Raw genomic sequence first — 24,742 nt, 5'->3', positions numbered from 1 at the left:
GCGTTCCGGTTTGCGCACGGAGCCGAGCATGGGCTCGGCACTACAGGACCGAGGTGTGCGGACCAACGGTCCGCACCCACCGAACGCCGGCCCCAGCCAAGGTTCCGGCTTTCGTTAAGAACCTGTGATGTATAACTGAATGCGCTTTCGTCATTGGAAGGCGGGAGTAGACGCGTGCGGTACTGACGGCTCCTCTCCCGTTCGGCGTTGTCGCTTCCATGTACCGCACCACCCTGAACCTGCTTGCCGGCGCGATCGCGCTGGGCCTCTCCGCCGGCGTTGCCGGCGCTGCTGAAACCGCCGACACCGGCAAGGACAGCACCACCCTCGGCACCGTGCTGGTGACCGGCTCCAACATCAAGCGCAGCGATACCGCCGGGCCGAACCCGGTGCAGATCGTCAGCCGCGAGCAGATCGAGCAGACCGGCCGCTCCACCCTCACCGACGTACTGCGCAACCTGTCGGCCAACGCCGGCAACAGCTTCGATGAGCAGTACACCGGCAGCTTCGCCGCCGGCTCGGCCTCGATCGGCCTGCGCGGGCTGTCGCCGAAGAACACGCTGGTGCTGGTCAACGGCTACCGTGTTTCCAACTTCGGCTTCGCGCTCAACACCCAGGACACCTTCGTCGACCTCAACGCACTGCCGATCAGCGCGGTCGAGCGCATCGAAGTCCTGAAGGACGGCGCTTCGGCGGTGTATGGCTCCGATGCCATCGCCGGCGTCATCAACATCATCCTGCGCAGGAACTTCCAGGGCGTGGAGGTCGGTGGTGGCATCGGTGCCGCGACCCAGGGCGGCCTGAATGAGCGCAAGGCCAACCTGCTGGCCGGCTTCGGCGACCTCGAGCAGCAGGGCTGGAACGTGCTGTTCGGGCTGGACCTGCTCAAGCGCGACCGCCTCGATGGCGATGATCGCGCCTATACCCGCAGCGGTGACTTCCGCGACAAGCCCGGCGGGCGCCTGGCCGGCTGGTCCACGGCCGGTGGCAACGGGCTGTCCAATCCTCGTGCACCGCAGCCGTTCAGCCCCTGCCCCGAAGGCAGCCAGCTGCGTCCCTACAGCGATTTCGGCAGCACCCTGCCCGGCCAGGCCTGCGCCTTCAACGCACAGCCGTTCAAGACCCTGCAGCCGGGCGCGGAGCGCCTGCAGGCCTCGCTGAGTGCCACCTACCGCTTCAACGACCACGTCGAGGCGTTCGCCGACCTGCTCTACAGCCACAACAGGGCCGACCAGATCTTCAGTGCGCCGCTGACGGTCGGCCCCGGACTGCGTGCCTACAACCCTGCTACCGGCACCCTGATCGACGTCCCGGCGGTACTGCCGGTCGGCCACCCGAACAATCCGGGCAGCACGCCGCTGCCGTTCGAGTACACCTTCTTCGATCTCGGCCCGCGCCTGAAGGACAACACCCAGGTGTTCTACCGCGCCCTGGCCGGCGTGCGTGGCAGTGGCGAGCGCTGGGACTGGGAGCTGGCGGCATTGACCTCGCAGAGCGCGCAGCGCGAGTACGTCGACAATTTCGTCAACCGCTATGCCTTCGAGCAGATCCTGCGCGATGGCAGCTACAACTTCCTCAACCCAGCCAGCACGCCGGCTGCGCTGGATGCACTGCGCCTGCAGACCAAGCGCCCGGGCTGGTACAAGCTGCACGCGCTGAACGTGAAGGCATCCACCTCATTGTGGGAGCTGCCGGCCGGCACGGTCGGCTTCGCCTGGGGTGCCGAATTCCGCAAGGAATCGCTGGACGCACGCACCAGTGCACAGGTGCTGTCGGGCACCGAACTGCGGCCGGCCATCAATGTGGTCAACGGTGAGCGCCAGGTCAGTGCCGCCTATGCCGAGCTGAGCGTCCCGCTGCACCGCACGCTGGAGCTGCAGCTGGCCGGCCGCGGCGACCACTACGACGACTTCGGCAAGGCGTTCTCACCGAAGGTGGCGCTGCGCTGGCAGCCGCTGGACAGCCTGCTGCTGCGTGGCTCGTTCTCGCGCGGCTTCCGTGCGCCATCGCTGCCGGAGATCGCGCCGGGCCAGACCGTCAGCTACGGCTCGGTGATCGATCCGCTGGATCCGCTGCAGCCCGGTGGCAGCCGCGGGGTGACCAACATCCGCACCGGCAACCCGGACCTGAAGGCGGAGCGCTCGCGCAACTTCAACCTGGGCGCGGTGTGGTCGCCGGATGGCGACACCAGCATCGGACTGGACTGGTACCGCATCGAGCAGGACAACCTGGTCAAGCCGGACAGCGCGCAGTTCATCGTCGACAATCCGACCCTGTTCCCCGGCCGCGTGCAGCGTGATGCGCAGGGACGCATCCAGTTCATCACCAACCAGTACGCCAACCAGGGCGAACTGACCACCTCGGGCCTGGACCTCGACGCCAGCCGCACCTTCCGCACCGAAGGCTGGGGCAACTTCACCGTCGCCGGCAGCTGGACCCACCTGCTCAGCTTCAAGCAGCCGCTGGTGGCCGGCCAGGCACCGTATGAGGGCGCCGGCAACAACCGTCACGGCGCGCTGCCGCGCACCCGCGGCACTACCTCGCTGAACTGGGCAGTGGGCGACTGGAGCAGCACCCTGAGCCTGCAATACGTGAGCGGATACGACCAGCGCGTGGCGACCGCGACCAGCAACCCGGGGCTGCGCGACCGCATCAAGCCGTATCACCAGCTGGACCTGTACGTGGCATACGAGGGCATTCCCAACACCACGCTGTCGCTGTCGGTGCTGAACCTGACCGACAAGGACCCGCCGTTCGACCCGGCCGGTGGCTCCAGTGGTTTCGACATCAGCCAGTACAACCTGCGCGGGCAGTTCGTTTCGCTGGGGGCGCGCTACCGGTTCTGATGCGGAAACTGCACAGGTAGAGCCGAGCCATGCTCGGCTGCGCTTCGGGCATCAAGGAACCGAGCATGGGCTCGGCTCTGCAGGGGTGTGCGGACCACCGGTCCGCACCCACCGAACGCCGGGGCAAGCCCGGCGTTCGTGCATCACCGGCTCAGGTGCAGGAACTGCAGGTGCCGTTCGTACTGGCTGATGATGTCGTTGATGATCTGCTTGCGGCTGTAGCCCACCAGGTCGTAATCCTGGCTGCCTTCGAACAGGTGCACTTCGGCGCGGTAGTAGCGCTGGTTGCGCAACTGCTGGGCGGCGAACGACGGCGTCAGGTAGCCGCTCAGGATCACGCGATACAGGAAATCCTGCTGCTCGCCGTGATTCACCGTCAGCTCCATGTCGCCGGCTTCAAAGCGCGTGGCCACGTCCCAGCCCTGCCCGCGCAGCTGCTCGGCGACCGCTTCCATCGCCGGCTTCACCGTATCGTCCATGAAACGGTAGACCTGGTCGCGCACCGGGAAGTGCATGGCCTGGCTCAGGCGCTGGCGCCAGCCCTGGTGATGGCGGTCATCACCGATCAACGGCGACGGCCGGTACTGCAGCGCGCGCTTGCGGTGCGACTCATCGCTGAAAGCGCGGGTCAGGCCCCACATCATCAGCAACAGCACCGCCGAGAATGGCAGCGAGGCCAGCACCACCGCTGACTTCAACGCGTCGATGCTGCCGGCCAGCAGCAGCCCGGCGGTCAGCACCGCGATCACCGTTCCCCAGAACACGCGCAGCCAGCGCGGGCCGTCGTCCTCCGGCGCGCCGCCATGAGAGGACAGCGTGGACAGCACCACCGCGCCCGAGTCCGCGGAGGTCACGAAGAAGATGAAGCTGACCAGTACCGTCACCGCGATCACCGTGCGGCTCCATGGGTAGCCGTCCAGCAAGGCATACAGCACGGTCGGTGGATCATCCACGGCCAGCTGCGCCAGCTGCTGCTGGCCGTGGTGCAGCACCTGGTCCAGTGCGCTGTTGCCGAAGATCGACAGCCACGCCAGGGTGAAGCCGAGCGGGATCAGCAGCACGCCGAACACGAACTCGCGGATGGTGCGACCGCGCGAGATGCGCGCGATGAACAGGCCGACGAACGGCGCCCAGCCGATCCACCAGGCCCAGTAGAACACCGTCCAGCCGCCCAGCCATTCCGGGCGACCGCCATAGGCGTACACGTCGAAGCTCTTGCCGACCACGCTGCCCAGGTAGTCGCCGAGGTTCTGCATCAGCGTGCTGAGCAGGTACTGGGTCGGGCCGGCGCACAGCATGAACAGCACCAGCGCGATCGCCAGCAGCATGTTGATGTTGGCCATCCAGCGCACGCCCTTCTCCACCCCGGAGACGGCCACGGCCACCGCCGCCCCCATCATGCTGACCACCAGGATGATCTGCACCAGGTTGGAGTGCGGGATGTTGAACAGGTGCGACAGGCCGGCGTTGAGGTGCAGCACGCCGAACCCCATGTCGGCACCGATGCCGAACACGGTGGCAACGATGCCCAGCGCATCCACGGTGTAGCCGATCGGACCGTTGATGCGCTTGCCGATCAGCGGATACAGCGCCGAACGCAGTGCCAGCGGCAGGTTGTGGCGATAGGCGAAGTAGGCCATCGCCATCGCGGCCAGCGCGAACACGCCCCAGCCATGCAGGCCCCAATGCAGGAACAGCAGCTGCATGGCCTGGCGTGCACCGGCTTCGCCGGCGGCGGGTTCACCCTGCGGTGGCTGCAGGTAATGGGTCAGCGGTTCGGAGACGCAGAAGAAGAACAGGGTGATGCTGATGCCGGCGGCGAACAGCATGCCTGCCCACGACAGGTAGCTGAACTCCGGCTCGTCATGGTCGGCACCAAGCTTGATGCCGCCGTACTTGGACAATGCCACGCCAACCACGAACACCAGGTACAGGGTCATCGCCAGCAGGTAGTACCAGCCCACGTTGAGCGCGGCCCAGTCCTGGGCCTTGACCAGAAGGCGACCCGCACCGAGCGGAAACAGGCTGACGAACAGCGCGAACGCCACGACAACGATCGCCGCGAAGGCGAACACAGGCCGAAGGGTGCGCACCGGGGATTGTTGCGGCTCCAGTACTTCCATGGGGCGGCGTTCTCCGGTAGATCAAAGGATTAGCCGACCGATTCTGGCTGAATCGCAGTGGACAGAGCATGAAGTTGCAGGCCACGGTCACAGGCCCGGCCCGCCGTTACGTGGTATCACGCGCGCGCTGCCGGCCACCGGCGTGCTGCTCCGCTGACCGCAGAGGGTGTGGCAATGCCGCACCCACGCCAGTCCATTCACGACATTACATGCACCGCGCACAGCTTGTTGCCATCCGGGTCACGCAGGTACGCCAGGAACAGCTGGCGACCGGCCATGTTGCGGATGCCGGCCGGATCCTCGATGGCGCTGCCGCCCTGCGCGACGCCGGCCTCCTGCCAGGCACGCACCGCCTCGGCGCTGTCCAGGGTGAAGCCGATGGTGCCGCCGTTGGCATGGCAGGCCGGCTGGCCGTCGATCGGCGCAGTCACGATGAACATGCGGCCATCCTTGAAGTACACCAGGCGGCCCTTGTCATCGAAGACACCCGGACGGGCGCCCAGCGCGGTGAACAGCGCGTCGTAGAAGCGATGCGCGACGTCCATGTCGTTCGTTCCAACGGTGATGTGGCTGAACATGCGGGCACTCCTTGTGGAAAGACCGCAGTGTCGGCGAGCGCGCGAGGCATCGCAAATGGGCCTGCTCGCTGCCAGCGGCGCGCACCCGGGTTTGTCGAGCGCGGACCGATCATTCTATAATGGGAATCATTCTCATTAATGATCGATGCCGATGGCCGTGCCCGCCGCCTCCAGCACCGCGCTGGCGGGGTTCTACCGCGAACACCATGGCTGGCTGCTCGGCTGGCTGCGCCGCCGCACCCGCAACGCCGACTGCGCCGCCGACCTGACCCAGGACACCTTCCTGCGCCTGCTCAGCCGGCGCATCGATCCGGCCGAACTGCGCCTGCCACGCGCCTATCTCAGCACCATCGCGCATGCCCTGCTGGTCAACCACTGGCAGCGCGCAGACCTGGAGCGCGCCTATCTGGATGCGCTGGCCGCACAGCCGGAACCGGTGCATCCCTCGCCGGAACAACGCACGCAGGCATTGCAGATGCTGCATGCCGTCGCCGACATGCTGTCCGGGCTGGCCGAGCGGCCTCGTCGCGCCTTCCTGCTGGCGCGCCTGTCGGGCCTGGGCTATGCGCAGATCGGCCAGCAACTGGGCGTTTCCGAACGGATGGTCAAGAAGTACATGGCGCAAGCGATGCTGCACTGCCTGCGACTGTCCGGCGATACCGCGGCATGAGTTCCGCGCTGACCAGCCTGGCGCTGGAACAGGCCGCGGAGTGGTTTGCACTGCGCCAACAGGGATGGAGCGGCAACGAGCAGCAACGCTGGCAGGCCTGGCTGCAGGCCGATCCGGCACACGCCGACGCCTGGCGCCGGGTCGAGTCGATCTGGCAGTCGTTCGCTGGGCTGTCGGCACCGGCTGCCGCACGGGCACTCGATACCGCTGGCCGTCGCCGTCGCCAGGCGCTGCGCGGACTCGGCGGCGTGCTCGGCATCGGAGCGATCTCGCTGCTCGGGCTGCACGGCCTGCAGGCGCAGCGCGGACTGCAGAGCAGGAGAACCGCAGCGGGGCAGACCGGGCACTGGACCCTGATCGACGGCAGCCAGCTGTGGCTCAACGCCGACAGCGACGTCACGATCGACATCGGAAGCGGCCGCCGCGCGCTGCATCTGCTGCGTGGCGAACTGCTGCTGCAGAGCGGCCACCATCCCACCCATGCCAGCCTGCCGCTGACCGTGCATGTGCCGGGGGCACGCCTGCAACCGATCGGCACCCGCTTCGCGGTCGGCCGCGAAGCGCAGGGCAGCCGCCTGGATGTATTCGAAGGCGTGGTGCGCTGCCTGCCGCTGCTTGGCCCGGTGCTGGACGTGGCCGCGGGCAACGCGGCGCGGATCGGCCCGATGGGCGGACTTGAAGCCGCTGCGGCGGATCCATTGCGCGGCGATTGGCAGGACGGACGCCTGCAGGTCCAGGACATGCCGCTGCTGCGGGTCATCGACGAACTGGCCCGCCACCATCGCGGCTACCTCGGTTGTGATGCCGCCCTCGCCGCACTGAACGTCACCGCCGTGCTGCCACGGCTGGACAGCACGCGGGCGTTGCAACTGCTGGCGCGCGCACTGCCGATCCGCATCGAGCAGCGCTGGCCATGGTGGACCGTCGTGCACCCGCGCTGACATCGCGGTTCCCTTTCTGCGCGCTCACCGGGCCTTACAAGGGAACCCATTGCGGATGTTGCCGCCTCCATGAAACTGCCCTCCCCCTCTCCTCGCCCCCTGACCCTGGCGCTGTACCTGGCCCTGGCGGGCCCGTGCCTGTTGCCGGCCGCCGCCCACGCACAGGACGCCCCTGCTGCCATCCACTGGCAGATCGCACCGGGCCCGCTCGACCGGGCACTCACCGCGTTTGGACAACAGTCCGGGCTGTCCATCGCCGCCGACGCGCGCCTGACCCGTGGTCGCCACAGCAAGGGTGTGCAGGCCACGCTCGCCACCGATGCCGCACTGGCACAACTGCTGGCCGGAACCGGCCTGACCTTCCAGCGTGATGCCAGCGGTGTAGTGCTGCAGGCAGCACCTGCCACCGAAGCCGGAGTACGCCAGATCGGCACCCTGCGCGTAGCCGGCCAGGCCAGCGATGGCGCATCGCCGTGGGGACTGGCCGATGCCGACGCGGTCTACCGCGACAGCGGCTCGCGGGTGCACCTGGACCGCCAGCAACTGGAGCGGTTCCGCGGCCAGTCGATCGGTGACGTACTGGCCGGTGCGGTGGGCGTGCATACCGGCGACGTCCGCAATGGCGGCGCGCTGGACGTCAACATCCGGGGCCTGCAGGGCCAGAACCGGGTGCCGGTGATCATCGACGGCGGCCAGCAGGCCATCGATGTGTACCGCGGCTATGCCGGCGTGCAGCAGCGCAGCTACCTCGACCCGGACCTGATCAGCGCGGTCAGCATCGAGAAGGGGCCAAGCCTGGCCGCCAACGCCGCCAGCGCGATCGGCGGCGTGGTCTACATGGAAACCCTCAACGTCGATGACATCCTCGACGACGGGCAGACCTGGGGCCTGCGCGTCCGCAGCGGCGTGGCCGACAACAGCATCGACCGCACCCGTACCTTCAAGCAGATCGCGCGCGGCAGCGACAACCGCAACAGCCTGCGCGACCCGCGCGACTGGAACGGCAGCGTCGCCTTCGCCCAGCGCGGGCAGGACTGGCAGCTGGTCGCCGCCTATGCACGGCGCCGCCAGGGCAACTACTTCGCCGGCAGCAACGGCGCCCACCGCTACGATGACCAGCATCTGTCCAGCGGCGGCACCGGCATGTCCAGCCAGGCGGTATCGGCGATGTACCACCCCGGCGACGAAGTGCTCAACACGCACACCGACAACGAATCGGCACTGCTGAAATTCACCTGGACGCCGGACCCCGACCAGCGCCTCGAACTCAGCCATCGGTTCTTCAACTCCAGCTTCGGCGAGATCATGCCGTCGGCGATCGGCCGCGTGGGCGAATCCAATGAATGGGTGACCTATGTGGACAAGGCCAACACCATGTTCCAGTTCGAACCCGGCAGGATGCGGGTCAACGCCACCTCGCTGCGCCATCGCTACCGGCCCGAGGCACATCCCTGGCTGGACCTGAGCAGCACCCTGTGGCTCACCACCGCCACCAGCCGCATGTTCAACAGCAATATCGCCAACACCCCGCTGTTCAAGGATGTCCCTTCGGATCAGATGCCCGACACGCTGGGCGAGACCTACGGCCCGGGCCTGCAGTCGGATGTGAAGACCCGGCGCTGGGGCGCGGACAGCAGCAATACCACCCGCTTCAGCAATGGCCTGGGCGAGTGGACGCTGCGCTACGGTGCCGCGTTCCAGCACGAGGACACCGCGCCGAACTCGCCGGTGCTGCCGGTGGACTACAACAACAACCGCTACCTGCGCTCCGGTACGCGCCGCGAGGCCAGCGTGGTCGCCTCGCTGCAGTGGCAGCCGTGGGACTGGCTGTCGCTGACCGCTGGTGGCCGCTTCATCGATTACCGCACCCGTGACCGCAACCGCGTCGCCTTCGTCAGCGAATCACGCGACCTGCGCTACACCTTTGCGCGCCTGAGCAAGGCCGGCCAGCTGCTGCCGGGCTGGTACAAGGAGTGGTACCCGGACGCACAGGGCAACTACACCTATGACTCGCTGCGTGCCACGCCCTATGGCGGCAGCACACTGGGACAGACCTACGACTTCGATGGGTTCATTCCCGATCCGCGCGGCGCCAAGGGCTTCTACACCAAGAAGATTCCCACCGCATGGGATTACAAGCCGGCGATCCAACGCTCCGGGCACGGCTTCGCACCGTATGCCGAGGCCCGCTTCAACCTCGATCCGGACATGTTCTTCTACGTGAAGTACGCGCAGGGCTGGAAGATGCCCAGCCTGTTCGAGTCGACGCTGGGCAACAGCACCTCGGCGCCGGTGGCCGACCTCAAGCCGGAGAAGAACCGCTCCTGGGACATCGGCTTCAGCCTGCTCAGGCAGGACCTGTGGCGTGACGGCGATCGCCTGGCCTTCAAGGTCGCCTGGTTCAAGAACGATATCGACAACGCGATCACCCGCCGCTTCGATTCCAGCAACTGGGCGTTCTATGTCGACAATGTCGACAACTACACCGTGTCCGGCTACGAGCTGCAATCGGGCTACGACGCCGGCATCGCCTACCTGGACCTGTCCGCCAGCTACTACCAGCGCGCCCGCACCTGCGATGCGGCCACCGCCAAGCGCCTGCGCGAAGACCCGTATGCGAAGTGGAGCAAGCTGGACACCACGCCCGACTGCGTCAATGGTGGCTTCGGTACCTCGTTCGTCAATGCACAGAACCCGCCGAAGTATTCGATCCACAGCACGCTGGGGTTCCGCCTGTTCGACCGCCGCCTGGATACCGGCATCCGCCGCACCTACAACAGCGGCCCCACCCACGAGCTGGACAAGCCCTGGAACACCACCGGTTCAACCGGACTGCAGAACATCTACCTGCCGACCGCGATCTATGACTTCTATGCGCGCTGGCAGTTCACCCCGCGCAGCGAAGTGGAACTGGTGGTCAACAACCTGCGTAACACCTACTACATGGATACGCTGGCGATGAGCCTGATGCCCGGGCCGGGCCGGACCACGCGGCTGAACTTCACCGCACGCTTCTAAGCCCTGCGGATACGACAGCGCCCCGGCGAGATCCTCCCCGGGGCGCTTGCGTGTGGCGGCGCACGCCCTGGCAGGGGCCAACCCTGGTTGGCGCAGCGATGCGTTACTTCGCGGTGCTGAGCAACAGCACCGCGGCCGTGACCAGCCCGATGCCGATCCAGCCGATCGGGCGCAGGCGGTTGCCGAACAGCAGGCGGCCGCAGGTGGCGGTACCGATCACGCCGATCGCGCCCCACATCGCATAGGCAGTGGCCAGGTCCATGTAGCGCACCGCCTGGCCCAGCAGGGCGAAGGCGATCCAGACCATGACGATGGCCGCGACGCCCCAGCGCCAGCGGCGGAAACCTTCCGACTTGGCCACCATCATGTTGGCGGCGACATCGATCAGCGCCGAACAGATCACGAAAAACAGCGCCATGGTATTCATCAGTGCGCCTCCCCGAGGGTGACGCAGACGATGCCGACCACCGCCAGCACCAGGCCGGCCAGCTGCTGCAGCGACAGGCTCTCGCCGAACACGGTCAGTCCGACTACGGTCAGCAGGGTCAGGCCAAGGCCTTCCCAGACCGCATAGGCCACACCGACGGCGATGCGGCGAACCGACAGCGCCAGGAAGTAATAGGACAGCGCCAGCGCGCCGGCCATGATCAGGTAGCCGCTCCAGCCGCCATCGCGGGCGGCGTGGGCCATGAACGAGGTGCCGACCACTTCGGCGACAATCGCCACGGTCAGGCAGGCCCAGGCGACCAGCGCGCCACGGGCGGGAACAGTACGGGACATGTGAAACTCCTTGCAGGACGGGGACCGCGCCGCCTGGTCAATGAATCCACGGCGTGCGTGGAGGGTCCGGAACGCCCCGCAGACGGGGGCGACGGATGCCAGTATCATCGTCTTTTACGGTGGATTCAAAATGGATTCCATCGACAGGATCGATAGATAAATGCCCTACTCCCCTGAATCCCTGCAGGCCTTCGTGGAGGCGGCGGCACTGGGCTCGTTCTCGGCCGCCGCACGTCGCCTGCGCAAGACCCAGTCAACCGTCAGCACCGCCATCGCGCATCTGGAGGCCGACCTGGGCGTGACCTTGTTCGACCGCAGCGGGCGCTACCCACGCCTGACCGAAGCCGGCCGCCAGGTGCTCGGGCACGCGCAGGAAATCCTCGCTGCCGATACGCGCCTGCAGCAGCTGAGCGTGCGCCTCGCCGCACCGGTCGAGCCACGGCTGACCCTGGTGTTTTCCGACGTCTACCAGCTGGATCCGCAGCAACGACTGCTGCAGCGATTCGCCGAGGCGTTCCCGGAGATCGAGCTGGAATGGCTGGATGCCGAGGGCGAGGACGTGCTCGACCTGGTCTGCAGCGGACGGGCCAGGCTGGGCCTGCTGCCCCGCCAGGAGCGCTATCCGGACGGCGTGGTGGCACAGCCGCTGGCACACCACAGCGAACTGTCGGTGTATGTGGCGCGCGAACATCCGCTGGCCGGCGCCGGCCGCCGCGCCGCCGCCCAGCTGGCACGGCACCGGCAGGTGCGGTTGAGCGCGGAAGTCGACCATGCACGCGTGGTGACCGGCCTGGCATGGACCGCCACCGATTACCTGATGGTGATGGAGATGGCCGAGGACGGCATCGGCTGGGCCGAACTGCCGCGGGTGCTGGTGCAGCGCTACGACCGCGGGCGGCTGGTGGAACTGGTGCTGCCCGGCTGGCCACGACGCATCCACAGCGATCTGCTGTGGCGCCGCGACACGCCGCCCGGACCCGCCGCACTGTGGTGGGCCAACGCGCTGGAAAAAGGGGACGGAGGGGATTAAGTCGTTTGTGGCACAAACGACTTAATCCCCTCCGTCCCCTTTTTTGGGTTCAGCGGTGTGCGAGGGCGTAGTCGAGCGCCGAGCACACTGCGGCCACCTGCGCATCGTTGCACTGCTGCGGCGTGGCCCGCGGGCTGTCCGGGTAGACCTCGGTGGTGGTGGTGAACCGGGCACCGGTGATGCCCGCGCAGAGCGCCAGCTTCACCAGCGGGTACTCGATCACGCCGTGGGCGACCACCGGCGAACCGATGATTTCGCCCTTGTCATCGGCCGGGGCGATGTGGGTGACCTTCTCCACCGCGGCGATCACCGCCTGCTGGAAGGCCGCCTGCGGGTTCTCGCTGTCGTCCACCAGATAGAACCCATCGGGAATCAGGCCCGGCTCGAACGGCTTGCCGTCGCGCGCGGCCAACGCCGGGCGGAACTCGCTTTCGTCGCTGTCGGTGGTCTCGTGCAGATCGATGTGCAGCACGAACTGATCCTTGATCGGCGCGACCAGCTCGATCAACGCGGTCGATTCGCGGGCCGGACCGTCGGCGCGGAAGTTGCGGTTCGGGTCGATCGCATCGAAGTTCCAGCGGTTGATGCGCTCGAAGCCCCACGGGTTCACGCACGGCGCCACCAGCAGATTGGCCTTGCCGGCGTAGTCGTCCGCATGCTGTTCAAGGAACTCGAGCGCTCCCAGCACCCCGCTGGTCTCGTAGCCATGCACGCCACCGGTGACCAGTGCCGCCGGCAGCGCCGGGTTCCAGTCGCGGCTGCGCAGGGCGAACAAGGTGTAACGCTCGCCGGCGTACTCGAGCTGGCCATAGGCCACCTTGTCGAAGCGCGATGCCAACGCCTCGATGCGCGGCAGCACCTCCTCGTCGTAGCGCCGCAGGCGCTGCTGGCGAGCCCGCCATTGCTCCCGCTCCGCCGCTCCCCACGGCTGGCCAGGGGTTCCGACGGGGTAGAAAGCGGCTTGGGACATGGCAGATCTCAGCGAGTCAGGAAGCAACTTCCCAGTGTACCACCGGGCTCCGGGAATGAACCTGAGACGCATTCCATTGGCGAATGGAATCAGCAATAATTCTCATTTACGACCTTCCACAGCCTGCACCGATGCCCATCACCGCCCCGCAACCGGCCCGCCTGCCCCTGGCCGCGGCTCTCGCCCTGTGCCTGCTCCCGGCCGCCAGCGCCCTCGCCCAGGACCGCGCCACCACGCTGGACAGCATCCAGGTCTCCGGCAGCTGGCTGGGGACCGGCCTGCACGACAGCGTCAAGAGCTTCGCGGGTGCACGCACCGTGGTCGACCGCCAGCGGATCGAGGCCAGCGGCGCCGCCAGCATCGGCGATGCGATGCGCCGCATTCCCGGCGTACAGGTCACCGACAACTCCGGTACCGCCGGCAGCTCGGTGTCGCTGAACATCGGCGTGCGTGGCCTGACCGGCCGCTACTCGCCGCGCTCCACCGTGCTGCTGGACGGCGTACCGCTGGCGGTGGCGCCGTACGGCCAGCCGCAGCTGTCATTCGCGCCGACCAGCCTGTCCAACATCGAATCGATCGACGTGGTACGCGGCGGTGGTGCAGTGCGCTATGGGCCGCAGAACGTCGGCGGCATCATCAACTTCAGCACCCGCGCCATTCCCACCGGGCCCGGCCTGCAGGGCGAGGTCGGCGTGCGCCACACCGCCTACGACCACGGCGGCGGCGACAGTACCCAGTACAACGCCTTCCTCGGTGGCACCGGTGACAACGGGCTGGGCATGGCCCTGCTCTACTCCGGGCAGGATGGCCGCGGCTGGCGCCAGGGCAGCGATGACCGCTTCAACGACCTTGCGCTGAAATTCGCCTACGCCATCGACGCGCAGCAGGAACTGCGCGCCAAGCTCTCGTACTACGACGTGCGTTCACTGACCCCGGGCGGGCTGACCCGCGCGCAGTACCAGGCCGATCCGTTCCAGAACACCCGCCCCACCGATTTCTGGAAGGGCCATCGCACCGGCATCGACCTGGGCTACACCAATACGCTGTCCGACAGCAGTGAGTTCGAGGTGCTGGCCTATTACAACGAAAGCACCCGTGCCAGCTCGTTGATCAATGCCGCCAATACCCAGCTGACCGTGCAACCGCGTGACTACCGCGTACTCGGCATCGAACCGCGCTACACCCAGCGCCTGCACTGGGGTGCCAGCGTGCACGACATCACCGCCGGTTACCGCTTCCTGCGCGAGCGCGGCAACGACCGCAGCTACACCGTGACCCGTCGTACCGGCGCCGCCAGCGCGGTCAACCGCTTCGACAACGCCACCGACGCGCATGCGTTCTACATCGACGACCGCATTGCGATCGGCCAGTGGCGGATCACCCCGGGCGTGCGCATGGAATGGATCGACATGGACCGCCGCCAGGCCGGCGGTGCGGCCACGTTCAGCAGCCGCAACGACAAGGCGCTGCCCTCGCTCAACATCGCCTACCTGCTGACCCCGCAGCTGACGCTGTTCGGCAACTACACCACCTCGTTCGGGCCGGTGCAGAACATCCAGCTGAACTCGCAGAGCGCGAGCAATCCGCTGAACCCCGAGGTGGCCAAGACCGCCGAGCTGGGCGCACGCTGGCAGGATGGCGCGCTGCGTGCGGAAGTCACCGTGTTCAAGCTGCGCTTCGACAACCAGATCCTGCAGGTGCCGGGCCTCACCCCGCCGACCTTCCAGAACATCGGTGCCACCGACCACAAGGGCGTGGAAAGCGCGCTGGAGTACCGCTTCAGCGAGGACAGCGCCCTGGCCGGACTCGAGCTGTATGCCAACTACACCTGGACCCAGGCGATCCAGCAGTCCGGCGACAACCGCGGCCTGGACGTGCCCTTCTACTCACGCGACACCGACAGCATCGGCGCGCGCTATGCCCTGGCCGGCTGGACCTTGAATGTGTCCAGCACCCACCAGAGCGGCCAGTTCTCCGATGCGGCCAACACCTGGGAAGAGACCGCCGATGCGCGCGTGGGCCGCGTGCCCGGCGTGCGCCTGTGGAACGCGCAGGTCGCCTGGCAGGTGCCGGGGATGGGTGACAGCCAGATCGCGCTGGGCGTGAACAACCTGGCCGACAAGCGCTGGTACACCCGCAATGTCGACGGCAATGCCGGGCGCATGGTGGCCGCACCGCGCACCTTCTACGTGCAGGGCCGCTACCGCTTCTGAGCCGGTAGCCGCCCGATGCGGTGACGGTGGCGCTCACGGTGGCGGCGTATCATGCCGTCACCATGTCTTTGCCCGTTTCGCCATCGCGCCTGCATCTGGCCTTCCAGGGCCTGCGCCTGCGCCTGCGTGGCAGCGACCTGTGGTTCATCGCGCTGGCCCTGCTGGTCGGCCTGATCGCCGGCTACCTGACCCTGCTGCAGTCGGGCATCGCGCGCTGGCTGCAGGGCGCCCTGTATGGCCTGGATGAAGGCATGCGGCTGAGCTCGTTGCCGTCGCTGCCGTGGACCGCGCTGCTGGTGCTGCCGCTCGGCGGCCTGCTGGTCGGCCTGGTCAGCCTGGCCGCGACCCGGCTCAAGCGGCCGCTGCTTGACGCGGTGGAGGCCAACGCCCTGCACGGTGGCCGCATGTCGATGCGCGACAACCTGATCGTGCTCACCCAGACCCTGCTGTCCAACGGCTGCGGCGCCTCGGTGGGGCTGGAGGCTTCGTACACGCAGATGGGCGCGGGCAGCGGCTCGCAGTTGGGCCGGGTGATGCGCCTGCGCCGCAACGACGTGCGCATCCTGGTCGGCGCCGGGGCCGCCGGCGCCATCGCCGCCGCCTTCGGCGCGCCCCTGGCAGGCGCGTTCTATGCCTTCGAGATCGTCATCGGAGCCTATACCCCGGCCGCGCTGGCGCCGGTGGCGGTGGCGGCGCTGGCCGGCGCGTTCGTGGCCGACCAGGCCGGCATCGAGGCCTACCTGCTGCCGGCCGCTTCGACCATCGACGTGCGCGCTGCCGACTACGCCATCTACGGCCTGCTCGGCTGCTGCTGTGCGATGGTCGGCATCGCAGTGATGCGCTTGATCGCTTCCATTGAAGGCACGGTCAAGCGCAGCCCACTGCCGCCGTGGGGCCGCCCGGTGGTGGGCGGGCTGCTGCTGATTCCGCTGGCGCTGGCCAGCCCGCAGGTGTTGTCTTCCGGCCACGGCGCGCTGCACCTGGATCTGACCACGCATCTGCCACTGATCTGGATCGGCGGTCTGCTCACGCTGAAGTGCCTGGCCTCGGGCATCTCGCTCGGCTTCGGTTTCCGTGGCGGCCTGTTCTTCGCCTCGCTGTTCATGGGCACCCTGGTCGGCGCCCTGTTCGCTGGGCTGCTCGGCATGGCCGCCGGTGTTCCGGTGGTCGACGCCACCTCGGCCGCACTGGCTGGCATGGCCGCATTGGCGGCAGCGGTGGTCGGTGCGCCGATGACCATGGCCATGCTGGTGCTGGAAGGCACCCACGACTTCCTGCTGACCAGCGTGGTGATGAGCGCGGTGCTGGTGTCCAGCACGCTGGTGCGGCAATGGTTTGGTTATTCGTTCTCGACCTGGCGCATGCACCTGCGCGGCGAGACCATCAAGAGCGCCCGCGACGTCGGCTGGGTGCAGAACCTCAACGCCGGCCGGCTGATGCGCAAGGGCGTGGCCACGGCCCCGGCCGAGCTCGAGGCCGAGGCCTTCCGCCAGCGCTTCCCGCTGGGCTCGGGCAGCCGGGTGGTGCTGATCGATGGCGAGGGCCACTACGCCGGCATCGTGCAGATTCCGCGCGTCTATGGCGATGGCGTGAAGCCGGAGACCGCCATCGGCGAACTGGCCGAGAACCGGGATGTATCGCTGTCACCGGCCGCGGACGTGGTCAGCGTGATGCAGCGCTTCGACCAGACCCAGGCCGATGAACTGGCCGTGGTCGCTGCCGACGGCCAGGTACTGGGCGTGGTTTCCGAAGCCTTCGTGCGCAAGCGCTACGCCGAAGAGCTGGACAAGCGCCAGCGCGAACTGATGGGCGAACGGGTCGACGACAGCGACTGACCCCCAAAAAGGGGACGGAGGGGATTAAGTCGTTTCCGGCACATCCGGATCGCCACGCCTGGTGTGGACCTGCTGTCACCTGGCCGCGGTAGACTCCGGCCATGCGCTTCGTTGAAACCTTCCAGGCCGGCCCGTTCGCCGACACTGTGGTCAGCCTGCTGGCCGCCTTCGTATTGGGCACCTTGATCGGTGCCGAGCGCCAGTACCGGCAGCGCACCGCCGGCCTGCGCACCAATGTACTGGTTGCGGTGGGTGCCGCCGCCTTCGTCGATCTGGGCATGCGCATCGCCGGCAGCGCCGAGGCGGTACGGGTGATCTCCTACGTGGTGTCCGGGGTCGGCTTCCTCGGCGCTGGCGTGATCATGAAGGAAGGCATGAACGTGCGCGGCCTCAATACCGCCGCCACCCTGTGGTGCTCGGCAGCGGTCGGCAGCTGCACCGGTGCCGACATGCTGGCCGAGGGCGTGCTGCTGACCGTGCTGATCATCGCCGGCAACACCCTGCTGCGCCCGCTGGTCAATGCGATCAACCGCATTCCGATCAACGAGACGGCCACCGAAGCCACCTACGAAGTACGGCTGAGCGTGGATGCCGAGGCGGTGCCGCGCGTGCGCGAGCGGCTGGTCGACGCGCTGGAGGCTGCTCAGTACCCGGTCGGCGACGTGCAGGTGGTCGAGCATGCCGATGCTCCCACCGACGTGATCGCGGTGCTGGTCAGTACCGCCGTGAGTGCCGATGAGCTGGATGTGGTACTGGCACGGATGGAGCACGTGCCGGGCGTGCTGCACGCCACCTGGGAAGTCAGTACCCGCGATTGAGATGAATGCCGCCGATCCACGCCGTGCGTGGATCGCGCCCGGTCATCCGCCCGCCATCCTCTGCTGGGCCCGCAACAACTTGCGGAATGAACCGCACTGGCGCGCGTCCTCGGCCTGCGGGCAGGCCGCCGCCCGCTGCAGGTGGCGGCGTACCCGCTGCAACTGGGCGATCTGCTGTTGCAGTACATCGGCCTGCGCCAACAGGGCCTTGCGGTCCAGCGTGATGCATCCCTGCTGCGGCAATGACAGGCCGATCTGCTGCAGCGACAGCCCGGCGGCCTGGCCGAGACCGATCAGCGCCAGCCGTTCCAGCACCTGCTCGTCGTACTGCCGGCGCTGGCCGCGGCGGCCCAACGGGCGCAGCAAGCCCAGTTGCTCGTAATAGCGCAGGGTCGAGGCGGGCACGCCACTGCGCTTGACCACCTCACCGATATCCAGTTCACGCATGGGCTTGACCTCAAGTCGCCTTCAAGCGCCAACCTATGGGCAAGTTCCCGGCAAGGCAAGACCATGACCCACATTTCCCCCGTTGATCAGAACGCACTCTGGAATGGTCCCGGCGGCCAGATCTGGGTCGCCCAGCAGGCCATCCTCGATGGCCTGTTCCAGCCGCTGGCCGACCTGCTGGTGGCCGAGCTTCCGGACACCGTCACGCAATTGCTCGATGTGGGCTGCGGCACCGGCGCCAGTCTGCTGGCTGCAGCCGCGGCACGCCCCTCGGCCCACTGCACCGGGCTGGACATCTCTGCGCCAATGCTGGATCTGGCCCGGCAGCGCGCTGAATTGGCGGGGCTGGATGTGGATTTCATCGTCGCTGATGCGCAGCGGCACCCGCTGCCAGCGGCGACGTACGACTGGATCCAGTCGCGGCTGGGCGTGATGTTCTTCGAGGACAGCCAGGCTGCGTTTGCCAACCTGCATCGCGCCGCGGCACCCGGTGCGGGGCTTCGCTTCATTGCCTGGCGCAGCGCCGCGGAAAACCCATTCATGACCACGGCCGAACGGGCGATCGGTGATGTGCTGGACCTGCCGCCGCGCGTTCCAGGTGCACCGGGGCAGTTCGCCTTTGCCGATGGCGAACGCGTACGACAGGTTCTGCAGGCCGCTGGCTGGAAGGAGATCGAGGTGGTGGCGGTGGACCTGCCCTGCTTCATCGCCCGCGATGATCTGCCGGACTACGTGGGCCAGCTGGGCCCGTTGGGCCTGGCCCTGCGCTCGATGCCGCCTGCGCAGGCCGCCGCGCTTCGCGACAGGGCATTGGCCGCATTCACCCCCTTCATCGAGGGCAACCGGGTGCGCGTGGACGCCGCCTGCTGGCGGGTCAGCGCCCGCGCCTAGAAAAATGGGGACGGAGGGGATTAAGTCGTTTCCGGCACAGCCGGGGCATAAACGACTTAATCCCCTCCGTCCCCTTTTTGCTCTACAGGGCTTCGCCGGCGTCGGCCAGGCGTGATTCGATCAGGGCATACCATTGCTGCAGCACATCGATCAGCATGTCCAGCTCGGCATCGGTACGCTGCGCGCGGCCGCTGCGCAGGCAAGCCTGGGCTTCCTGCAGCTGGGCCAGGAACCCGGCCACGGTATCGGCCTGCAGGATCAACCCCGGCAGCCGCCGGCCGGGGATGCGCACCACGGCATGGTTGCCGAGCTGGCCGTACACACTCAGTGTGGTTTCCGTCTTCATGGAAAGAGGCAGGAATTGGGCATTCATCGTGTGCACCATGGAAAACCTGAGCCGCCGGCAGGCGTGGACAACGGGGGAGACGTGGCCACGTCCTGCCGGCGGTCAGGGGGGACTCGGAATGCCGGGGCGCTGCCCCGGCGCAGGCTTCTCAACGCGCGTGGGCCATCCCGGCGATCTGCACGCGCCGGTTCGGCGCCAGGCAGGCAATCAGCTCGCGACGGTTGCGCTGCTCGCACTGCACGATCGGCTCCGCCGCGCCGCGCCCTTCGGCGCTGATGCTGGCCGCAGGCACCCCGCCCTGCACCAGCGCATTGCGCACCGCTTCGGCGCGACGTTGCGACAACGTCTGGTTGTAAGCGGTACTGCCGATGCGGTCGGTATAGCCGGTGACCCGGATCGACTGCACCTGCGCCGCCTCGCGCACCTGCGCCAGGATGCCCTGCACGGCCTGCTGGCCCTCGGCGCTGAGTACCGCACTGTCGAAGCCGAACAATGCGTCGGCAGACAGGCGCAGCGGCTGCTCCGGCAGCGGTGCCGGGGCCGGCGGCGCCGGCGGGCGTGGCGGCTCGAGCACGGCCGCGCACGACTCCGGCTTCCAGTACCCGGCCTGGGCGATGCCCTTGCTGTCGAAGCGCACCTGGAACTGGCAGGTGAAGTACTCCGCGCCCTGTGCGGTGCGGAAGTTGAACAGGTAGTTCCACTCGCGCACGCCCCACATGCCTTCATTGAAATGCGGGGTGCCCAGCAGTGTGTACAGCTGGCGCTTGCTCATGCCCGGCGCGAACCGGCGCAGATCGGCAACATCGGGATAGATGCCTTCCTTCAACGAGGCCTTGGAGGCTTCCGGGAAGTGCACGGCGGTGGCCTCGGCCGGACCGTCGGCGGCTGGCGCATGGCTGCGGCAGGCAGCCAGCAGGCCCATCCCCAGGACCAGGCCCAGCAGGGCGGCCAACTGGCCGCTGCGGGCGATGCGATGCTGTTTCATGTCATTCCCCCTGTAGACGTTTCCGCGATACCGGGCCGCGTCTGCGGCCCGGCGGCGGGGATCACCACTGGATGCCGGCACCGACCGCCACACCGGCTTCGCCGCGGCTGTTGGTGGAACCGCTGAACTTGTAGATCCAGCGACCGCCCTCCGAGACACCGGAGATACCGACCGCCACACCCGATTCGCCGTTGTAGCTGCCGGCCGCGATCGAGGCCATGCTGCGGCCGGCTTCACTGGGCTGCGGCAGGGCCGCAGTGGCCATCGCCGAAGCGATACCGGCCGAAGCGCGGTTGTCGGTCTTGCGCAGGTCGCGTTCAAAGCCGCCCATGCGCTCGTCGGTGTAGGCCTTGGACCAGTCCAGGGTCTGGGCCATGCCCGACTTCAGCTGGTCCACGTTGACTGCATCGGTTCCCGAGGTACCGGCGGCGACGTTGCGCACCGTGGTCGGGCCACTGGTGGTGCTGCCAAGGGTGACGCTGTTGTAGTTGGTGGCGCCGTTGGTGGTGGTGTCGTAGCGGATGGTGCCCTGCTGCGAGGCCTGCAGCTGGCGCACATTGACCGCATCGGTCGCCTGCGTGCCATCGGCCACATTGACCACCTGGCGCTCGGCGCCGCTGGAACCGACGGAAACCGTATTGGCCCGGTTCGCCACCGAACCCGCACCCAGCGCCACCGAGTTGGTGGCCTGCGCCTGCGAGCCGTTGCCCAGCGCGGTCGAGTTGGCACCGGCGGCAGTGGAGCCTGCGCCACCGGCCGCCGAGTTGGCACCACTGGCGGACGGGTCAGCCAGGTTGTTGGTGTTGTTGGAGCGGAAGCTGCCGGCCACGTTGGTGATGTTCTGGATCTTCTGGTCGGTGTACTTCTTGGACTCGTCGATGGCGTAGTTCACGCCGTTCTTCAACTGGCCGACATTGGTTGCATCGTGATCGTCGGAACCGTCGGCCACGTGGGTGACCTTGCGTTCGCTGCCGCTGCTGCCGACCGACACTTCACCTGCAGAGTTGCTGGCACCGGTCTGGCCATAGGCGCCGGTGTAGCCGCTCTGCGCCCCCACGCTGGCCACCGAGCCGGCACCCAGCGCGACACTGTTGCCGGCGCTGGCACTGGCGCCGTTGCCGACCGCCACGCTGCTGGCACCGGCGGCACTGGCCTGCGGGCCCACCGCCACCGCCTCGGCGCCGGCCGCGGTCGCCGCCGCGGCGGTCGAGTTCACCGCCAGGTAGGCGCTGCCACCGCCGCCGTTGGTGATGCGCTGGTTGAGGATCTTCAGCGAGCCATCCACTGCGGTGAACGCGGCGGTAACGTTGCTGTAGTCGCCGGTGGTGAAGCTGCCGTCGGTGGCGATGCTGGAGATGCTGAACTTCGGCGCGGTCCACACATTGGTGGTCCCGTTGTACGCGGTGGTGCCGCCGAAGTAGTTGGCGATGGTGCTGTGGGTGCTGAACAGCTGGTCGCCGGTGATGGCGTCGCTGCTGCCGGCCAGGATGCTGCCGGCGGCGACGTTGGTCAGTTTCACTGCGCCGCTGCCGGTGCCGTTGAGCGACACCGAGTTGATCACGTTGCCGCTGCCATCAACGTCGTACTTCACCGCGCGCTTGTCGATCTCGCCGGTCTGGTCGGCGACATTGGCCAGCGAGTTGCTGACCGCATCGAACGCCGTACCGACATCGTTGTAGCTGCCCTTGGTGATCGTGCCGTTGGCCGCTACGTTGTTGATCGAGTAGGTCGGCGCGGTCAGCACGCCGTTGGCGTCCACCGCAGCACCACCGCCCAGGTGGGTGGCCACCGCCTGGTTGGCCGCGAACAGCTGGGCACCGTTGATGGCTTCGCTGCTGGCGGCGCTGACCTGGCCCGGGCCGAGGTTGCGCAGCGTGGTGGCGGTGCCGGACTGGCCCAGCGTTGCGCTGGCGTAGTTGACGCTGCCATCGCCGTTGAGGTCATAGCGCAGCGCGCCGGCTTCGGCAGCCTGCAGCTGGCCGACGTTGACCGCATCGGTCGCCGCGGTACCGGCCGCCATGTGGGTGACCTGGCGTTCGGCACCGGCGGCACCGATCGACACGCTGTTGGCGCGATCGGCGAGGCTGCCGGCGCCCACCGCGATGCTGTTCGCCGCGGTGGCACGGGCATTGGTGCCGACGGCAATCGAGTCGGTGCCGCTGGCCAGGGCTTCGGTGCCGGTCGAATTCACCCGCAGGTACTTGGTACCCGCATTGCGGATGTCGGTGATCTGCGAGTTGAGGTTGACCAGCGAGCCATCGACTGCGGCAAAGGCATCGGTGGCGTTCGTGTAAAGGCCCTTGGCGATGGCGCCACCGGTGGAGATCGTGCTGATCTCGAACAGCGGCGCGGTGAAGGCGCCACTGGCCGGATCGAACGCGGCGCGGCCACCGAAGAAGCTGGCGATGGCGGCGTTGGTCGCTGCGAGCTGGCCGCCGTTGACCGCTTCCAGGCTACCGGCAGTGACTGCGCCAGCGGCGAGGTTGCCGATCGTGGTGGTACCGGTTCCGGCACCGAGGGTGACCCGGCGGTAGTTCGGATCACCCGCACCATCCAGGTCGTAGGTCACCGCCGCAGTCGCCACCGCGTTGATCTGGCTGATTGCCCCCTTCAGCTGGCCGACGTTCACTGCATCGGTATTGATGCTGCCAGCCGCGACATTGGTGATCTGCCGCTCGCCGCCGCCTGCGGTACCCACCGACACTTCACCGGCCGACACCTGCGGCGCCGTCAGGCCATAGGCACTGTAGCTGGCCTGGGCACCGCGCAGCGCGGCCGAGCGGTAGCCCAGTGCCACCGAGTTGGCCTGGTTGGACGTCGATTCGGCGCCCAGCAGGGTCTGCCCGTTGGCAGTGCCGACGGCGCTGTCGCCGACGATCACCGAATGGCCCATGCGCGCAGCGTAGTCCGCGGTCGGAACACCGGTCGGATTGCTCGGATCGTTGACACCATCACCGGGGAAGGCGACGTTGGCATCGACCTTCGGCAACTCGTGGCGGGCATTGGCGCCGATCACCACTTCCTTCGAACCATTGGCGAAGGCACCGTCACCCATCAGCACCTGGTAGTCCTGTGCGGCGTTGACGGCCCAGCAGGAAATGTCCGCCAGGGCGATATCCAGGCACTTGGCCGCCCACGCCGGCGAATCTTTCGGCAGCAGCAGGCCAAGCAGGCCACCGGGGTTGCCGTTGTTGATGTTGTAGATGTAGCTGTCGGAGGTGACGCCACCGATCAGGGTCAGGTGCGAGCTGCCGCCGGTGGTGGCGTTGCCCAGGCCGTTGAGGGTGCTGCCGACCGGCGACAGGTTGACCACCGGCAGGCCCAGCACGTTGACCGTGGAATAGGTCTGCATCACGTTGGCATTGCTGAGCTTGAGGTTGCCATTGCTCAGGTAGCCGGTGCCACCGAACAGGCTGCTGGTGGTCGGGCCGAGCAGCTGGCCGACATTGCCGACCAGGCCACCGGTGCCGATGATCAGGCCGGCATTCGGATCGGCTGCCGCCGGCGCCTTCGGGCTGGTCGGCGGAATCGCCGAGGGTTTGGTCAGGCCGAGGCCGCTCAACGTGCCCCCCACCAGGCCGCCCACGGCACTGCCGAGATTGCCGATGGTGCCGTTGAGATTGCCGTTGAGCAGGTTACCCACCGCACTGCCGACGTTGCCGAGCGTGTTGCCCAGCAGGCCGCCCAGGCCGCCGCTGGTGCCACCGGTTGCGCCGTTGAGGACACCGCCGACGGTGTTGCCGACCGCACCGACCGTATTGTTGAGCGTGCCACCCACTGCACTGCCGACCGTGCCGACAGTGCCGTTGAGTGCACCGCCAACCGCACCGACCGTATTGTTGAGCGTGCCGCCCACTGCACCGCCGACCGTGCCGACGGTCCCATTGAGTGCACCGCCAACCGCACCGACCGTGTTGTTGAGGGTACTGCCCACTGCACCGCCGACCGTACCGACGGTCCCATTGAGTGCGCCGCCGACTGCACCGACCGTGTTGTTGAGCGTGCCGCCGACTGCACTGCCGACCGTACCAACGGTGCCGTTCAGCGCGCTGCCCACTGCACTGCCGACCGTGCCGACAGTCCCGTTGAGGGCACCGCCAACCGCACCGACCGTATTGTTGAGCGTGCCACCCACCGCACCGCCCACCGTACCGACGGTCCCATTGAGTGCACCGCCAACCGCACCCACCGTGTTGTTGAGGGTGCCACCTACTGCACTGCCGACCGTACCAACGGTGCCGTTCAGCGCGC

General features: G+C 67.7%; 18 protein-coding genes. 9 read left to right on the top strand and 9 right to left on the bottom strand.

Going from position 1 to position 24,742, the window contains the following annotated elements; all coding sequences use genetic code 11:
* Positions 1–218: 218 nt before the first annotated feature.
* Positions 219–2,846, top strand: coding sequence for a TonB-dependent receptor (locus tag Q0P60_RS18205; protein ID WP_294996840.1), 2,628 nt, complete (start codon positions 219–221; stop codon positions 2,844–2,846).
* A 143-nt stretch (positions 2,847–2,989) separates the two neighbouring features.
* Here Q0P60_RS18205 and betT read toward each other — a convergent pair whose 3' ends face one another.
* On the bottom strand, positions 2,990–4,969 hold the full coding sequence (gene betT / locus Q0P60_RS18200) for a choline BCCT transporter BetT (protein WP_294996839.1): 1,980 nt from the start codon (positions 4,967–4,969) through the stop codon (positions 2,990–2,992).
* A 197-nt stretch (positions 4,970–5,166) separates the two neighbouring features.
* Positions 5,167–5,547, bottom strand: a complete 381-nt coding sequence (locus tag Q0P60_RS18195; RefSeq protein ID WP_294996837.1) for a VOC family protein — start codon at positions 5,545–5,547, stop codon at positions 5,167–5,169.
* Between the two features lie 151 nt (positions 5,548–5,698).
* Here Q0P60_RS18195 and Q0P60_RS18190 point away from each other — a divergent pair, with 151 nt between their 5' ends.
* The 3 genes from Q0P60_RS18190 to Q0P60_RS18180 all read left to right on the top strand — a co-directional run bounded on the left by Q0P60_RS18190 (position 5,699) and on the right by Q0P60_RS18180 (position 10,176).
* The gene (locus tag Q0P60_RS18190) at positions 5,699–6,217 is read left to right on the top strand and encodes a sigma-70 family RNA polymerase sigma factor (protein WP_294996835.1); all 519 of its coding nucleotides are present in this window, start codon (positions 5,699–5,701) and stop codon (positions 6,215–6,217) included.
* On the top strand, positions 6,214–7,158 hold the full coding sequence (locus Q0P60_RS18185; protein WP_294996833.1) for a FecR domain-containing protein: 945 nt from the start codon (positions 6,214–6,216) through the stop codon (positions 7,156–7,158). The genes Q0P60_RS18190 and Q0P60_RS18185 overlap by 4 nt, the downstream gene beginning before the upstream one ends.
* Before the next feature lie 69 nt (positions 7,159–7,227).
* Positions 7,228–10,176: a TonB-dependent receptor gene (locus Q0P60_RS18180; RefSeq protein ID WP_294996832.1), complete on the top strand. Its 2,949-nt coding sequence runs from the start codon at positions 7,228–7,230 to the stop codon at positions 10,174–10,176.
* Positions 10,177–10,279: 103 nt separating this feature from the next.
* Here the strand turns inward: Q0P60_RS18180 and Q0P60_RS18175 are convergent, their stop codons facing one another.
* Both Q0P60_RS18175 and Q0P60_RS18170 read right to left on the bottom strand, forming a co-directional pair.
* Positions 10,280–10,603, bottom strand: coding sequence for an SMR family transporter (locus tag Q0P60_RS18175; protein ID WP_294996830.1), 324 nt, complete (start codon positions 10,601–10,603; stop codon positions 10,280–10,282).
* Positions 10,603–10,956, bottom strand: coding sequence for an SMR family transporter (locus Q0P60_RS18170; RefSeq protein ID WP_294996828.1), 354 nt, complete (start codon positions 10,954–10,956; stop codon positions 10,603–10,605). The genes Q0P60_RS18175 and Q0P60_RS18170 overlap by 1 nt, the downstream gene beginning before the upstream one ends.
* Before the next feature lie 160 nt (positions 10,957–11,116).
* Between Q0P60_RS18170 and Q0P60_RS18165 the strand changes: the two genes are divergently transcribed.
* Entirely contained in the window at positions 11,117–11,986 is an 870-nt protein-coding gene (locus Q0P60_RS18165; protein ID WP_294996827.1) for a LysR family transcriptional regulator, read from the top strand.
* Positions 11,987–12,035: 49 nt separating this feature from the next.
* Here the strand turns inward: Q0P60_RS18165 and Q0P60_RS18160 are convergent, their stop codons facing one another.
* Entirely contained in the window at positions 12,036–12,956 is a 921-nt protein-coding gene (locus Q0P60_RS18160; RefSeq protein ID WP_294996825.1) for a M14 family metallocarboxypeptidase, read from the bottom strand.
* A gap of 131 nt (positions 12,957–13,087) precedes the next feature.
* Between Q0P60_RS18160 and Q0P60_RS18155 the strand changes: the two genes are divergently transcribed.
* The 3 genes from Q0P60_RS18155 (at position 13,088) to Q0P60_RS18145 (ending at position 17,822) form a co-directional block, all read left to right on the top strand.
* Positions 13,088–15,169 (top strand): TonB-dependent siderophore receptor, encoded by a 2,082-nt coding sequence (locus tag Q0P60_RS18155; protein WP_294996823.1) that lies wholly within the window; start codon positions 13,088–13,090, stop codon positions 15,167–15,169.
* Positions 15,170–15,231: 62 nt separating this feature from the next.
* Positions 15,232–17,004 carry a chloride channel protein gene (locus tag Q0P60_RS18150; protein WP_294996822.1) on the top strand — a complete coding sequence of 591 codons (1,773 nt, stop codon included), beginning with the start codon at positions 15,232–15,234 and terminating at the stop codon, positions 17,002–17,004.
* Between the two features lie 101 nt (positions 17,005–17,105).
* Positions 17,106–17,822: an MgtC/SapB family protein gene (locus tag Q0P60_RS18145; protein WP_294996820.1), complete on the top strand. Its 717-nt coding sequence runs from the start codon at positions 17,106–17,108 to the stop codon at positions 17,820–17,822.
* Between the two features lie 42 nt (positions 17,823–17,864).
* On the opposite strand, the gene Q0P60_RS18140 is transcribed toward Q0P60_RS18145, so the two are convergent.
* Complete coding sequence (locus tag Q0P60_RS18140; protein ID WP_294996818.1) at positions 17,865–18,269, bottom strand: MerR family transcriptional regulator; 405 nt, start codon at positions 18,267–18,269, stop codon at positions 17,865–17,867.
* A 63-nt stretch (positions 18,270–18,332) separates the two neighbouring features.
* On the opposite strand from Q0P60_RS18140, the gene Q0P60_RS18135 reads away from it, so the two are divergent.
* The gene (locus Q0P60_RS18135) at positions 18,333–19,160 is read left to right on the top strand and encodes a class I SAM-dependent methyltransferase (protein WP_294996817.1); all 828 of its coding nucleotides are present in this window, start codon (positions 18,333–18,335) and stop codon (positions 19,158–19,160) included.
* An 82-nt stretch (positions 19,161–19,242) separates the two neighbouring features.
* On the opposite strand, the gene Q0P60_RS18130 is transcribed toward Q0P60_RS18135, so the two are convergent.
* The 3 genes from Q0P60_RS18130 to Q0P60_RS18120 all read right to left on the bottom strand — a co-directional run.
* Entirely contained in the window at positions 19,243–19,506 is a 264-nt protein-coding gene (locus Q0P60_RS18130; RefSeq protein WP_006450485.1) for a hypothetical protein, read from the bottom strand.
* 148 nt (positions 19,507–19,654) lie between these two features.
* Entirely contained in the window at positions 19,655–20,491 is an 837-nt protein-coding gene (locus Q0P60_RS18125; RefSeq protein WP_294996814.1) for an OmpA family protein, read from the bottom strand.
* Positions 20,492–20,552: 61 nt separating this feature from the next.
* On the bottom strand, positions 20,553–24,742 hold a 4,190-nt coding region (locus Q0P60_RS18120), incomplete at its 5' end, for a YadA family autotransporter adhesin (RefSeq protein ID WP_294996812.1).

The sequence above is a fragment of the uncultured Stenotrophomonas sp. genome (assembly GCF_945952405.1).
In the GTDB taxonomy this organism is placed as follows: domain Bacteria; phylum Pseudomonadota; class Gammaproteobacteria; order Xanthomonadales; family Xanthomonadaceae; genus Stenotrophomonas.
Note: the sequence above shows the minus strand (reverse complement) of the source record. Positions and strands in the feature narration are given on the sequence as shown.